The following is a 13,721-nucleotide window of genomic DNA, read 5'->3' as shown; positions in this document are numbered from 1 at the left end:
TCAGGACTCCTTGCGGGAGGGGGTGGCGGGGGCGGCCGCGGCGGTGGAGGGGCTGGTCCCGGCCCGCGAGAGGGCGAGCAGCAGCAGCCAGGTGATCAGGAGGCTGAGGATCGAGACGGCCACGGACATCCGGGCGTGGGCGCCGGAGATCGAGACGATCCACACGGCGAAGGGCTGGAACCCCAGGAGGGAGGAGATGGTGAACTCGCCGAGCACCAGGGCCAGGGTGAGGAAGGCGGCTCCGGCGAGCGAGGACCTCAGGTTCGGCAGCAGCACGCGCACCACGACCTGGAACCAGCCGGCTCCGCAGCTGCGGGCGGCCTCGACCAGCGTCGGCACGTCGACGGCGCGCAGGCCCGCGTCGAGCGAGCGGTGGACGAAGGGCAGTGCCAGCACCGTGTAGGCGAGGACCAGGACGACGGGGAAGTCCTCGTTCTGGACCGCGAGGAAGGTCTGGTAGAGCGGGGTCCGCGAGAGGTGTTCGGGCCCCCAGCGCAGCACGGTGGTGATGCCGGTGACCAGGGCGATCGGCGGCACCACCAGCGGCAGCATGCACATCACCTCGACGACCGGGCGCAGCCGGGGCGAGCCGAGCCGTACGGCGATCAGCGCGGGCACCGCGAGCAGCAGGGACAGCGCGATGGTGGCGGCGGCCAGGCCGAGGGAGAGCAGCAGGCTCTCGGTGAAGCCGTCGGCGGAGAGCAGCTGGGTGTAGGCCTCGAAGGAGACGCCCTGGCCGGGCACGTGCACGGTGAAGACGAAGGAGGCGAGGAGCGGGACGAGGAAGTACGCGCCCGCGAGGAGCAGAACGGCTCCGCGCCAGACGCGGGGCCTGCGGCGCGCCCGCCGGGGAGCCGCCGGGCGCGGCGCCTTGTCCCCGGCCGGGGCGGCGGGGGCGGGCGGGGCCGCCGGGTCGGACGGGTCGGACGGGTCGGACGGGACCGGCCGGGCCGGGGCGGGCGGGATCATCGCAGCCATCGGGCACTCCGTCGCTGGAGGGGCAGGTAGACCGCCATGACCAGGCCGGCGATCAGGATCATGTCGAGGCCGAGGGCGAGCGCCACGTTCTCCTGGCCGGTGAGCACGTTCCCCGACAGCGCGTCCGCGATCTTGAGGGTGACCAGCGGGACGGAGCCGCCGACGAGGGCGGCGGCCGTGGCGTGCGCGGCGAAGGCGGTGCCGAAGAGCAGCACGAATCCGCCGAGCAGGGAGGGCGCGAGTACGGGCAGGCCGACGTGGCGCCAGAACTGCCGTCCGGTGGCCCCGCTGTTCTGGGCGGCCTCGCGCCACTGGGGGCGCAGGCCGTCCAGCGCCGGGGCGATCACGAGCACCATGAGCGGGGTCAGGAAGTACAGGTAGACCACGGTGAGGCCGGTGAAGGAGTACAGGTTCCAGCCGTGGTCGGTGAGCCGGCCGAGCTGGGTGAGGACTCCGGAGATGCCGACGGTGGCGATGAAGGCGAAGGCCAGCGGGACGCCGCCGAAGTTGGCGAGCACGCCCGAAGCGGTGAGGGCGGCTCCGCGCAGGGCCGTGGAGCGCGAGGTGACCACGGCCTGGGCGATGAGCACGCCGAGGACCGCGCCGATCAGGGCGGTCAGGGCGGACAGCTGGACGCTGCCCACGAGCGAGCCGAGGTAGGGGCCCTGGAGGGAGCGCGCGAGGTGCTCACCGGTCACCTGGGTGGCGCCGGTCGCCTGGTCGGTACGGGTGACCGCGCCGAAGGCGATCGCACCGAGCGGGACGCCGAAGCAGAGCCCGGTGAAGGCGAGGAGCGGGACGGCCGCGAGCCAGGTGCGCGGGCCGCGCCGCCGGCGGCGGGTGCTGCCGCCGGCGGTGCGGTCGACGGACGGGCCCGTCGTCGGGTGGGGGGTGGTGGGAGAGGCGGACATCAGGAGAGGGCCTTGTCCCACTTCTCCGCGAGGGCGGCCTTGGCCTTGTCGAGCTCTTCGGAGGCGGGGAAGGCCGGGGTGCCCTGGACCTGCGGGAGCTTGGCGACGGCGTCCTTGTCGGCGGTGCCGTCCTGGGTCATGACGGGCAGCAGGACCGGGCGGGCGTAGCCCTTGAGCCACAGGTTCTGACCCTCGGCGCTGTAGAGGAACTCCATCCACAGGCGGGCGGCGGCCGGGTTCGGGGCCTCCTTGTTGATGGCCTGGGAGTAGAACTGGGCGAAGACCCCGTCGGAGGGGACGGTGACCTTCCAGTCGACGCCCTTGCCCTTGAACTGCTCGGCGTAGCCCGCGTTCAGGTAGTCCCAGTCGATGGAGATGGGCGTCTCGCCCTTCTCGACGGTGGCCGGGGTGGACTCGACCGGGATGAAGTTGCCGCTCTTGCGCAGCTGCCCGAAGAAGTCGATGCCCGGCTGGATGTCGGCGAAGGAGCCCTTGTTGGCGAGCGCGGCCGCGTAGACGCCGCCGAAGGCCGAACCGGACTTCGTGGGGTTGCCGTTGAGGGCCACCTTGCCCTTGTACTCGGGCTTCGTCAGGTCGGCGAAGGTCTGCGGGCAGGTCTTGATGCGCGCGGCGTCGCAGCCGATGGAGACGTAGCCGCCGTAGTCGTTGTACCAGCGGCCGTCGGCGTCCTTCTGGCCCGCGGGGATCTTGTCCCAGGCGGCGACCTTGTACGGGGCGAAGAGGTTCTCGGCGGCGCCGCTGCGGGCGAAGGCGATGCCGAGGTCGAGGACGTCGGGGGCGCGCTTCTGGCCCTTGCGGGACTTGACGGCGGCGATCTCGTCGGAGCTGGAGGCGTCCGGGTTCTCGCTGTTGACCTTGATCTTGTACTTGGCTTCGAAGGCCTTGATGATCTCGCCGTAGTTCGCCCAGTCCGGCGGCAGCGCGATCACATTGAGCTGGCCCTCCTTCTGCGCGGCGGCGACGAGGGCCTCCATCGAGCCGAAGTCGGCCACCGAGGCCGCGGCGCCCGGCTGCGGCTGGTTCTTCGCGTCACCGGAGGCACCGGCGGGCTGGTCGGGGGCGGCACCACACGCGCTGAGCGTGGTGAGGACGGCGGCGCTGAGCAGTACGGCCGCACCGCGACGGGCGGAGGAACTGAGCACGGTCTCTCCCGGAGACTAAGGCAGAAGGAGGAGCTGACTTGTCTGAACAAGTTGGCTCCAGTTCGCCCGGGCCCGCTGTACGGACGGTGAACGGCGCCCGTCACCCGGAGCACGGCTCGGCGAAGAACGGGACTGGCCGGAAACAAACTGGACAGGCCCTGGTGAAATGATCAAGAGATACCCGTACACAGTGGTCCCGGAGCAAGGATCCGGGACACACGGCGATCAGGGGGAGAACGGCATGGGCACGGTCCGGTATCTGGAGATCGCCGACGCGCTGCGCACGGCGGTCCTCTCCGGCGAACTCCCCGTGGGCGCCCGGCTGCCCTCCGAGAGCGATCTGGCCGCCCGCTGGTCCGCCTCGCGCGGGACGGTCCGGCAGGCGGTCGCCACGCTCGCCGCGGAGGGACTGATCGGTTCCCGGCAGGGGGCGCGCAGGATCGTCCTGCGCCAGGAGCGCCGGCACAGCTTCGGCGAGCTCAACAGCTTCGCCCAGTGGGCCGAGGGGATCGGGCACACGGCCGACAGCCGGTTCCTGTCCCGCACCCGCCGCCCGGCCACGGCAGAGGAGGCCGGCCGCCTCGCCCTGGCGCCCGGTACGGAGATCCTGGCCGTGCTGCGGCTGCGGCTGCTCGACGGGGAACCGACCATGGTGGAGCGGACCGCGTACGCCGACTGGGTCGCCGCGGCCGTCGAGGCGATGCCGGTGGACTGCCGCTCCGTCATGAACGGCCTGGCCGAGGGCTCGGGGGTCGTCGCCCACTACGGCGAGCACCTCATCGACGCCCTGCCCGCGGGCAGCGAGGACGCCCGGCTGCTGGGGGTGCGGCGCGGCAGCCCGCTGCTGCGCCAGCGGCACGTGTCCGCGACGGGCACGGGCCGTCCGATCGAGTGGTCCGACGACCGCTACCTGGCCGGCAGCGTCACCTTCAGTGTGAGCAACTCGGCAGTAGCAACACCCTTGGAGCGGCACGCCGGGGACCGGTGAGGCCTCAGCCGAGGGCCCGCGACGGCCCGGGCGACCGCCCGCGGCAGCCGGCCGGCCACCCGGCCGGAGCGGCAACCCGGCCCGGCAGCACGGCCGTTGTCCATGGCGCAGGCGCGCGGTGCGCGAAGTCCGTACCCGCTTCGGGACTCCCGGCTACGGAGAGCCCGGTGTGACCAGGCCCGTCTCGTAGGCGAGTACCACGGCCTGGGCCCGGTCCCGGAGGGACAGTTTCGCGAAGATCCGGGCCACGTGGGTCTTCACCGTGGCTTCGCTGAGGGTCAGCTCCTGGGCCAGTTCGGCATTGGAGCGGCCATGGCCCATCAGGGTCAGCACCTCGCGTTCGCGCGGGGTCAGCGCGGCGAGTTCCGGACGCACCCGGGCCCGTCCGCCGGCGCCCGCGGTGGCGGGAGCGCAGCGTTCCACCAGGCGGCGGGTGATCGACGGGGAGAGCAGCGCGTCACCGGTGCCGACCAGGCGGACGGCGGCGGCGAGGTGGGCGGGCGTGACGTCCTTGAGCAGGAAGCCGCTGGCTCCGGCGGCGAGCGCGGCGTACACGTAACTGTCGAGGTCGAAGGTGGTCAGCATGATCACCCGGCAGTCCGGGACCTCGGCGAGGATCCGCCGGGCGGCCTCCAGGCCGTCCATGTTCGGCATCCGGATGTCCAGCAGTACGACGTCCGGGCGCAGCCTGCGCACCGCCGCGACGGCCTCCACCCCGTCGGCGGCCACGCCGACCACGTCGATCCCACGGGCCGTCAGGATCAGCTGGAAGCCGGTGCGGACGAGGTCCTGGTCGTCGGCGATCACCACGCGGGGCGCGGGCGCGGCGCCCTCGGGGGACGCGGCGGGCGCCGTCACGGCCGGTCCAGCGGGAGCCGGGCGCGGACCCGGAAGCCGCCGCCGAGGCGACGGCGGGCGTCGAGGTCTCCGCCGTAGACGGCGACGCGCTCGCGCAGGCCGAGCAGGCCGCGGCCGGTGCCGTCGGCCTGGGGCGCCGGCCCGCCGGGTCCACCGCCGGGCCGCTGCACCGGCGTGCCCGGGCCGGGGGCCCGGCCGCCCGACAGGGCGCTCGGCCCGCCGTTGAGCACTTCCACGCGCAGCGCGTGCTCCGCGTACCGCACCGTCACCATCGTCTTCGCCCCGTCCGCGTGTTTGAGTGCGTTGGTCAGTGCTTCCTGGATGATCCGGTACGCCGTGACGTCGATCCCGGCCGGCAGCGGCCGCGGTTCGCCGGAGATGCGTACCTCCACCGGCAGGCCCGCGAAGGCGAACCGGTCGACCAGCGGGCTCAGCCGGTCCAGGCTCGGCTGCGGCGACTGCGGTGACAGCCCGGCGGCGGGCCGCTGCCCGTGAGCCCGGTACGGCTCGTCCGTGCCGTCCTGTGCGGGCGCGAGCAGCCCCAGGAGGTGCCGCAGCTCGGTCATCGTGTTCCGTCCGGCGCTCTCCACGGCTGCCATGGCCGCCGCGGCCGCCTCCGGCATGGTGTCCAGCACCTCGCGGGCGGCCCCGGCCTGGACCACCATCAGGCTGACGTTGTGGCTGACGATGTCGTGGAGCTCCGCGGCGATCCTGGCCCGTTCGGCGTCCACGGCGGTACGGGCCGCCGCTTCGCGTTCCCGTTCCAGCAGCCAGCCCCGCTCCCCCAGGGCCGCCCGGTGCGCGCGCCGCGCGCGCAGCAGTGCCACGCCGAGCCCGGCGGCCACGCCGGCGGCGGCGCAGGCCGCGGCCACCGAGATGATCAGTCCCACGCCGAACTCCCCTGCCCCGAACTCCCCTGCCCCGTAAGGCCGCTGCTCGCGCACCGCGTTCCGGATCATATCGACGCCCCCGCCCGCCAGCCGTCGCTGTCACACGTCGCGGCGCCGCACGACGACCACGGCGAGTGCGACGGCGATCAGCGGCCAGAGCGCGTACACGATCCAGGAGCCGGGAACCGTGGCGGTGTACCCCAGGGATCCGGGATCCGCCTCCCAGTTCTGGATCAGACGCTTCCAGGCGGCCGACACCATGGCGTGGTTGATGTCCGCCGACCAGCGGTCGCTCTCCGAGAACATGGGCGGCAGCATCAGCAGGATGACGACGGTGGTGACCGTGGTCGCTGCCCCGTGCCGGAGCAGAACGGCGATGCCCAGGCCGATCAGTGCGCAGACCGGGGCCAGCAACGCGGATGCCGCCAGCGCCCGGAACACCCCGGGGTGAGTGAGCGGGACCCCGGCGTGCCGCCCGTTCAGAATGGCCTGGGAGACCAAGAAGGAACCGGTGGAGACGGCCGTGCCGACCGCGGTCCACAGCGCGGCGGTGACGGCCGCTTTGGCCAGCACCACGGAGCCGCGGGCGGGGACGGCCACGGTGGTGGTGCGGATCAGGCCGCTGCTGTACTCGCTCACGACGGTGAGGGCGCCCATGCTGCCGGCGACGAGCATCAGCGTCCAGTAGCCGGCTGGCGGATAGGCGTCGTAGGGCAGGAAGTCAGCGGGGCCGGAGCGGGCGGCCTTGTCCGCGAGCGTGGCAACGGCTGCGGACCCGATGACGAACAGGAGGGTGAGGCCGATCGTCCACGGGGTGGAGCGCAGGGACCGCATCTTGATCCACTCCGAGGCGAGCAGGTCGCGGAAGCGGGCGGGTGGCCCGGTGACGGGGGTGGCCGAGAAGACGGAGGCGAGTGTGGTCATCGGGGCTGTCCTGCCTGGTATTCGACGCTGTCGGCCGTGAGTTCCATGAAGGCCGCCTCCAGTGAGGCGGTGCGGGTGGTCAGCTCGTCCACGCGGATACGGTTCTCGAAGGCGAGCGCTCCGATCCGGTCCGCCGGGAGCCCGGTCACGGCGAGCTTCTCGGCGCCCGCCGAGCCCTCCGGCTCGACCGAGGCGCCCGCCGCGGTCAGCACGGCTGCCAGCTCGGCTGCCTGCGGTGTCCCCACCACGACGCTGCGACGGGTGCTGCGGGCCGCGAAGTCCCGTACCGACTCGGCGGCGATGAGGCGGCCGCGGCCGATGACGACCAGCTGGTCGGCGGTGTTCTCCATTTCCGACATCAGGTGGCTGGAGAGGAAGACCGTGCGCCCTTCGGCGGCCAGGCGCCGGAAGAGGCGGCGTATCCAGAGCACGCCCTCCGGGTCCATGCCGTTGATCGGCTCGTCGAACATGAGCACGGGCGGGTCGCCGAGCAGGGCGGTGGCGATCCCCAGCCGCTGCTTCATGCCGAGGGAGAACCCGCCGATGCGGCGGCTCGCCGCCTCGGCCAGCCCCACCTCCTGGAGCACCTCGTCCACCCGGCGCCGCGGGATGCCGTTGCTGCGGGCCAGGGCGGACAGGTGGGCGGCGGCGCTGCGGCCGCCGTGGACCTGGCCGGCGTCGAGGAGGGCGCCGACGTGCCGCAGTCCGCGCGGGTGGTGGTGGAAGGGGACGCCGCTGACGGTGGCGGCGCCTGTGGTGGGCGTGTCCAGGCCGAGGATCATCCGCAGGGTGGTGGACTTGCCGGCTCCGTTGGGGCCGAGGAATCCGGTGACCTGGCCCGGTCGCACGGTGAAGGACAGCTGGTCGACGGCCGTCTTGCCGCCATAGCGTCTGGTGAGTTCGTTGACTTCGATCACGGCACCCACACTGCCGGGACGACCCCGTCCGGACATGGGGCCGTGGGCGGCAATCGCGCGGCCGGGTTGGCCTGTGGGCGTACGTCCCCGGGCTGATGCCGCGCGGGCGGTGGCCGGTTAGTCTCACGGCGTGGACCTCATGACGATCACCCCGATGACGAGAACGAAGGCCGTGGCCTGGGCAGGCGGTGCCTCCTACCTCCTCATGGTGGGTCTGCTCGTGGGGGGCGCGACGCGGGCGTCGGGCACGGTCCACGGTGTCGGGTCGCTGCTGGCCGTGAGTCTGCTCGTCGGCGTGGTGCGGCGGATGCCGCTGCTGGCGCTGGCGATGGCACTCTTCGGATCCACTGCCGTGGTGGTGGGCACTCCAAGCTCCGTACACGCGGAGCCGGCGGCGTCGTACCAGGGCCAGTTCCTGTCATATCTGGCGGTGGACCTCGTCCTGGGCTTCATCGTCGCCACCTGCGCACGGCGGGCTTCCATCCTCGCCGTGGCCGTGTCATTCGCCGTGCAGCTCCTGGCCATCGGCGTCTTCGCCCACGGGGACAACCTGACCGTCAACGGGGTGATCGCCCTCCTGGCGATGGCCGCATCCTGCATGACCGGTCTGCTGAGTCGCGAGCGCCGGGAGCACGCGGTGGCGCTGCGTTCGCAGGAGGTGGCCGAGGCCGTGACCGCCGAACGGCTGCGGATCGCACGGGAGCTGCACGACATGGTCGCGCACAGCATCGGCATCATCGCCATCCAGGCCGGTGTGGGGAGCCGGGTCATCCGGACCCAGCCCGCGGAAGCCCGCGAGGCCCTGCGCGCCATCGAGGCCACCAGCAGGGACACCCTGTCGGGCCTTCGGCGCACCCTGGTGTCACTCCGTCAGGCCAACCGGGGCGAGGCCGCCTCGGAGCAGTCACCACTCGCACCCTCACCGGGGCTGGCCGACGTCGAACGGCTGGCGGCAGCGACCGCGGACGCGGGGGTACGCGTCGACGTGCACCGCAGCGGGGAGCAGCGTGCCCTGCCTGCCGACATCGACCTGTCCGCCTACCGCATCGTGCAGGAAGCGCTGACCAACGTGGTCCGCCACGCGCGCACCGGGCGTTGCCGGGTGGCCATCGACTACGGGGCCGAGGAGCTGTCCGTGGAGGTCCTCGACGACGGGTGCGGCGTCGTCAGGAAAGGGTCGGTGACCGGCTCGGACCACGGCTTCGGCATCGTGGGCATGCGGGAGCGGGTCAACCTGCTGCGCGGCCACCTCAGCGCCGGCCCGCGTCCTGACGGCGGCTTCCGGGTGGCGGCGCGGCTGCCGCTGCCCGCTCCCGTCGGAGTCGGGGTGGAGGACCGATGACCATCCGGATCGTGCTCGCCGACGACCAGCCTCTGGTCCGGTCCGGGCTGCGCGTACTCATGGCCGACCACCCCGACCTGGAAGTCGCAGGTGAGGCCGCCACCGGCGCCGAAGCGGTCCAACTGGTCACGGAGATCAGCCCCGACGTCGTGGTGATGGACATCCGGATGCCCGGCATGGACGGGATCGAGGCCACCCGCCTGATCACGGCCGGTCCGACAACGACCCGTGTCCTCGTCCTGACCACCTTCGACGAGGACGACTACGTCTACGGCGCGCTCCGGGCCGGCGCGAGCGGTTTCGTGGTCAAGGACATGGCGCTGGACGACCTCCTTGCGGCGGTCCGCGTGGTCGCCGCGGGCGACGCGCTGATCGCGCCGGGTGTGACGCGCCGTCTGATCGCGGACTTCGTCCGGCGCCCCGAATCAGCTCCGGTGCGCTCCCCACGGCCGGTCGAGGGCATCACCGAACGGGAGCGGGAAGTGCTGACCCTGATCGGACGCGGCCGGTCGAACACCGAGATCGCGGAGGACCTCTTCATCACCGTGGCCACCGCCAAGTCGCACGTGTCACGGCTGCTCACCAAACTGAACGCCCGGGACCGTGTCCAGCTCGTGATCACCGCCTATGAGAGGGGGCTGGTAACGCTGCCCCGCTGATGTCGCCGCCCCGGGCACGTCGCATACATCCCCAGGATGACCTGCCTGGACCTTTACATCCGGGGGCTGACGCCCCGTCCGCGGGCCCCGCTTAGGTTCGGGCCATGACAACTGATCAGGACAGCACACGGCCCGTGGTGGTGCGGCTGGACGGCGTGCACAAGGAGTACGGCGACGCGAGGGCCCTGGACGGTCTGTCGCTGGAGATCCGGGCGGGCGACGCGGTCGCCGTGATGGGTCCCTCCGGCTGCGGGAAGTCCACGCTGCTCAACATGGTGGCCGGACTGGACCGGCCCACCTCGGGCCTGGTGGAGGTCCACGGCCAGGACCTGGGCTCGCTCAACGAGACCGGGCTGGCGCTGTTCCGGCGCCGGAACATCGGCATGATCTTCCAGTTCTTCAACCTCATCGACGATCTGCCGGCGCTCGACAACGTGGCCCTGGCCGCCCAGCTGACCGGCACACCGGCCCGGCAGGCCCGCCGCCGGGCCCTGGAACTCCTCGACGAACTCGGCGTCGCCGACCGCCGCGACAACTATCCGGCGACCCTCAGCGGCGGCGAGCGCCAACGCGTCGCCGTGGCCCGGGCGTTGATGAACCGCCCGGCCCTGCTGCTGGCGGACGAGCCGACCGGCGCCCTCGACAGCCGCACCGGTGAACAGGTGATGGACCTCCTGATCGACCTCAACCAGATCGGCCAGACCCTGTTGATCGTCACCCACGACCCGCAACTGGCCACGCGGTGCGCCAGCAGGCTGGTCGAGGTCGCCGACGGCCGGGTGGCCCGTGAGAGCGTGCTGGAGGCGACGGCGTGAGCGCCGTGTGGAGGGCCTCGCGCGCGGCCGTGAAGCGCCGCCGGCTCCAGACATTCGTCATCGGGCTCGTCGTCCTGTGCTCGACCACGACCGTGCTCCTCGCGCTGGGTCTGCTCGACACCGCGTCCAGCTCCTTCGACCAGGCGTACGCCGCCCAGCGCGGCGCGCACGCGGTGGCGACGTTCGACTCCGCGAAGGTCTCGCCGGAGCAGCTCGCGCGGACCGCGGAGCGGCCGGGGGTCCAGGCCGCGGCCGGTCCCTTCGGCCAGGCCGTCGTCGACATCCCGCAGGGCTGGCTGTGGATGGCGGGCGGCACCCTCACGGTGGTGGGCCGCGCCGATCCGGCCGGCCCCGTGGACCGGATCGAGCTGCTGGAGGGCCGCTGGGCCACCGCGCCCGGCGAGATCGTCGTCCACTGGCCGTCCTCGGGCTCCCCCGGCAGGGAGCTGCTGGGCACCAGGCTGGAGAACCCGGGAGCGCCGACGCTGACCGTCGTCGGGTTCGCCGCCGGCATGAGCAAGTCGGCGAGCGCCTGGGTCGCACCCGAGCAGCTGGCCGCGCTGCACCCCTCCGCCACCCAGATGCTCTACCGCTTCACCCACGCGTCGACCCGGGCGCAGCTGGACGCCGGGCTGGCCGGGGCCACCGCCGGGCTGCCCGCGGATGCCCTGACCGGCGCTCAGGACCACCTCACCCTCAAGCGGACCTTCTCGGCCCTGGCCGACTCCTACCTCCCGTTCATGACGCTCTTCGGCATCCTGGGCCTGCTGGTCTCCGCCCTGATCGTCGGGAACGTGGTCAGCGGGGCGGTCGTCTCCGGGTACCGGCACATCGGCGTGCTCAAGGCGCTGGGCTTCACCCCGAACCAGGTGGTGGCCGTGTACCTGCTGATGACGGCCCTGCCGGCCGTCGTCGGTGCCGTACTGGGCACCCTGCTCGGCTCGGCCCTGGCCGGTCCCGTCCTGAAGGTCTCGTTCACCGGCATCGAGACGGGCCGGGCCGCGGTGGACGGCATCGGCGCGTGGGTGTCGGTGGTCCCCCTGGTGGGGATGCCCGCCCTCGTCCTGCTGACGGCGCTGGTACCCGCCCTGCGGGCGCACCGGCTGCCCGCCGCTCGGGCGATCAGTACGGGCGGAGCACCGACGGCCGGGCGCGGGCTGCGGGTCCAGCGGGTCCTGGCCAACACCCGGCTGCCGCGCCCGGTCAGCCTGGGCCTCGGCCAGCCCTTCGCCCGCCCCGCGCGGACCCTGCTGACGATGGCGGCCATCGTCCTCGGCGTCACCACGGTGACCCTGGCCACCGGGCTGACCAGCACGATGCTCGCGTACGGCGACGCGGGCCGCGGCGAAGGCGGCCCCAGGGTCCAGGTGGAGGCGGGGGGACCGCTGAACGGCCGCACCGCGCCCCTGCTGAGCGACCTCCAGATCGAGGAGCGGCTGCGGTCGCTGCCCGGGGATCCGCGGGTACGGGCCCGCGCGCTGGCCCAGGTGAGCATGGTCGGGCACGCCCAGCCCGTCTTCGCCGACTTCTACCGGGGGGACGCCGTCTACGGCGACGTGATCGTCGAAGGCCGCGCGCCGGCGGCGGCGGGCGAGATCTCCGCCGGGCCGACGTTCCTCGCCCAGTTCGGGCTGGAGGTCGGTGACGGGGTCACGCTGGCGCTGAACGGGAGGCAGGTCCGGGCGACCGTCGTGGGCCGGCTCGTGGAGGGCAACGACCGGGCCCTGGACGCCACCTGGCACACCCTCGACCGGCTCGACCCGGACGCGCACGCCATCGAGTACACGGTGCGGCTCGCCCCCGGCGCCGACGCCCGGGCCTACGCGGAGGCGGTCCAGGCGGCCGATCCGGGGCTCAGCGCGTCGGTGATGGACACGGGGAACGCCGGCACCACCACCGTCGTCACCTTCTCCACGGTGTTCACGGTCCTGCTGACCGTCGTCGCCTCGCTCGGCGTCTTCAACACGGTCCTGCTGAACACCCGCGAGCGCCGCCGCGACCTGGGCATGCTCAAGTCGATCGGGATGACCCCCCGGCAGGTGGTGGTGATGACGGTGACCTCGGTGTCGGGGCTGGGGCTGGCCGGCGGACTCCTCGGCATCCCCCTCGGCATCGCGGCGCACCGCCTGGTGGTGGACCACGTCGGGGTGATCGCCTTCCCCGAGTCCATGAAGGACGTGTGGCACGCGCCGCAGCTGACCGCGATGCTGCTGGCGGGCATGGCGATCGCCGTACTGGGCTCCCTGCTCCCGGCCCGCGCGGCAGCCCGTATGCCGATCGCCTCGGTCCTCCACACCGAATGACCCCTCACCGCGCCGGACCACCCCGGGCGCCGGGCGGTGTCACTCGGTGGCGGGCTCGTCTTCCGGCGGGTCCGCCGCGGTGGCGCGCAGGCGCTGGTCGGCGGCGGCCGCCGCGCGGCGGGCCTCTCCGGCCGCGTGGACGGCGGCGCGCAGCCGGTCCCCGGCCTCCGCCGCGGCGACGGAGGCGCGTTCCGCTTCCTCGACCGCGCGCCGGTGCGCCTCCTCGGCCAGCCGGCGCTCGTCCTCGCGGGCAGTGGCGGCCCAGTGCGCGTCCTGGGCGGCGGCCCGCGCGGCCGCGGCCTCGCGGCGGTCGGTCCGGCGGCGGCCGCTCGGCCGGCGTGCGGGAGCGGGGGGCTGCGGCGCGGGAGCGGGCGGCGCCGCGTCCGGGTCGAGGGCGGGGAACTCCGTCACCGCGGCGGGGGGCTTCACGAGCCGGCCCGAGGCCCACGCCTCGGCCGCCTCCGGGTCGGCGAGGACGGCACGCAGGATCTGCTCGACCTCCCGCACCACCGCCTCCGAGACCGGCGCCCCCGCCTCCCCGGCCAGCCGCACCGCCTCCCTGGCCAGCGCGCCGATCACCACGTGCTGCTCGTGGGAGAGCTCGCGCAGCTGGTCCCCGTCCAGGGACCGGTGCGCCGCCCGCAGTGCCTGCCCGAGCTGGCGGAACTGCTCGACCTCCTCCGGCTTCTCCCGGACCAGCAGGTTCGACGTCCAGGCCGCCAGTGTGGGACGCCGTAGCCCCCTGATCCGCTTCGCCGCCGCCGGGTCCCCCTCCCGCTTCGCCCTGGCCGCGGCCGCGTCCCGTTCCGCCGTGAACCGCGCTGGGGCCAGCCCGTACAGCGCATCGATGACCTCTTCCACATCCACGCCGCCCACTGTCGGCCATCACCGCCCGCGGACGAGGGACGCGCAGCCGTGGCACCGGGGTGGGACGAAGATCGCCGGAACGGCGCAGTACCTCGGTCCGCGCGGG

13 protein-coding genes are annotated in these 13,721 nt (G+C 73.4%); 5 read left to right on the top strand and 8 right to left on the bottom strand.

The window, feature by feature from the left end; translation table 11 throughout:
• Genes OG447_RS22185 through OG447_RS22175 form a run of 3 tightly spaced genes read right to left on the bottom strand, consistent with a single transcriptional unit; the run spans window position 1 to window position 3,016 of the window.
• Window positions 1-969: an ABC transporter permease gene (locus OG447_RS22185; RefSeq protein ID WP_266938976.1), complete on the bottom strand. Its 969-nt coding sequence runs from the start codon at window positions 967-969 to the stop codon at window positions 1-3.
• The gene (locus tag OG447_RS22180; protein WP_266938607.1) at window positions 966-1,889 is read right to left on the bottom strand and encodes an ABC transporter permease subunit; all 924 of its coding nucleotides are present in this window, start codon (window positions 1,887-1,889) and stop codon (window positions 966-968) included. Before OG447_RS22180 ends, OG447_RS22185 begins: the two co-directional genes overlap by 4 nt.
• On the bottom strand, window positions 1,889-3,016 hold the full coding sequence (locus OG447_RS22175; protein WP_266938975.1) for an ABC transporter substrate-binding protein: 1,128 nt from the start codon (window positions 3,014-3,016) through the stop codon (window positions 1,889-1,891). The genes OG447_RS22180 and OG447_RS22175 overlap by 1 nt, the downstream gene beginning before the upstream one ends.
• A gap of 277 nt (window positions 3,017-3,293) precedes the next feature.
• On the opposite strand from OG447_RS22175, the gene OG447_RS22170 reads away from it, so the two are divergent.
• On the top strand, window positions 3,294-4,040 hold the full coding sequence (locus OG447_RS22170; RefSeq protein ID WP_266938606.1) for a GntR family transcriptional regulator: 747 nt from the start codon (window positions 3,294-3,296) through the stop codon (window positions 4,038-4,040).
• A gap of 153 nt (window positions 4,041-4,193) precedes the next feature.
• Here the strand turns inward: OG447_RS22170 and OG447_RS22165 are convergent, their stop codons facing one another.
• The 4 genes from OG447_RS22165 to OG447_RS22150 all read right to left on the bottom strand — a co-directional run bounded on the left by OG447_RS22165 (window position 4,194) and on the right by OG447_RS22150 (window position 7,629).
• On the bottom strand, window positions 4,194-4,898 hold the full coding sequence (locus OG447_RS22165) for a response regulator transcription factor (protein ID WP_266938605.1): 705 nt from the start codon (window positions 4,896-4,898) through the stop codon (window positions 4,194-4,196).
• The gene (locus tag OG447_RS22160; protein ID WP_266938604.1) at window positions 4,895-5,788 is read right to left on the bottom strand and encodes a sensor histidine kinase; all 894 of its coding nucleotides are present in this window, start codon (window positions 5,786-5,788) and stop codon (window positions 4,895-4,897) included. The genes OG447_RS22165 and OG447_RS22160 overlap by 4 nt, the downstream gene beginning before the upstream one ends.
• A gap of 99 nt (window positions 5,789-5,887) precedes the next feature.
• On the bottom strand, window positions 5,888-6,712 hold the full coding sequence (locus tag OG447_RS22155; RefSeq protein WP_266938603.1) for an ABC transporter permease: 825 nt from the start codon (window positions 6,710-6,712) through the stop codon (window positions 5,888-5,890).
• Window positions 6,709-7,629, bottom strand: coding sequence for an ATP-binding cassette domain-containing protein (locus OG447_RS22150; RefSeq protein WP_266938602.1), 921 nt, complete (start codon window positions 7,627-7,629; stop codon window positions 6,709-6,711). Before OG447_RS22150 ends, OG447_RS22155 begins: the two co-directional genes overlap by 4 nt.
• Before the next feature lie 154 nt (window positions 7,630-7,783).
• Here OG447_RS22150 and OG447_RS22145 point away from each other — a divergent pair, with 154 nt between their 5' ends.
• The 4 genes from OG447_RS22145 to OG447_RS22130 all read left to right on the top strand — a co-directional run bounded on the left by OG447_RS22145 (window position 7,784) and on the right by OG447_RS22130 (window position 12,748).
• Window positions 7,784-8,971, top strand: a complete 1,188-nt coding sequence (locus OG447_RS22145) for a sensor histidine kinase (protein ID WP_266938601.1) — start codon at window positions 7,784-7,786, stop codon at window positions 8,969-8,971.
• Entirely contained in the window at window positions 8,968-9,630 is a 663-nt protein-coding gene (locus OG447_RS22140) for a response regulator transcription factor (protein WP_266938600.1), read from the top strand. Before OG447_RS22145 ends, OG447_RS22140 begins: the two co-directional genes overlap by 4 nt.
• A 104-nt stretch (window positions 9,631-9,734) precedes the next feature.
• The gene (locus tag OG447_RS22135; RefSeq protein ID WP_266938599.1) at window positions 9,735-10,445 is read left to right on the top strand and encodes an ABC transporter ATP-binding protein; all 711 of its coding nucleotides are present in this window, start codon (window positions 9,735-9,737) and stop codon (window positions 10,443-10,445) included.
• Entirely contained in the window at window positions 10,442-12,748 is a 2,307-nt protein-coding gene (locus OG447_RS22130) for an ABC transporter permease (protein WP_266938598.1), read from the top strand. The genes OG447_RS22135 and OG447_RS22130 overlap by 4 nt, the downstream gene beginning before the upstream one ends.
• Before the next feature lie 39 nt (window positions 12,749-12,787).
• Here OG447_RS22130 and OG447_RS22125 read toward each other — a convergent pair whose 3' ends face one another.
• Window positions 12,788-13,615, bottom strand: a complete 828-nt coding sequence (locus OG447_RS22125; RefSeq protein ID WP_266938597.1) for a hypothetical protein — start codon at window positions 13,613-13,615, stop codon at window positions 12,788-12,790.
• Window positions 13,616-13,721: the final 106 nt, after the last annotated feature.

Source organism: Streptomyces sp. NBC_01408 (assembly GCF_026340255.1).
Taxonomy (GTDB): domain Bacteria; phylum Actinomycetota; class Actinomycetes; order Streptomycetales; family Streptomycetaceae; genus Streptomyces.
This window is presented reverse-complemented; position numbering and strand designations above follow the sequence as displayed.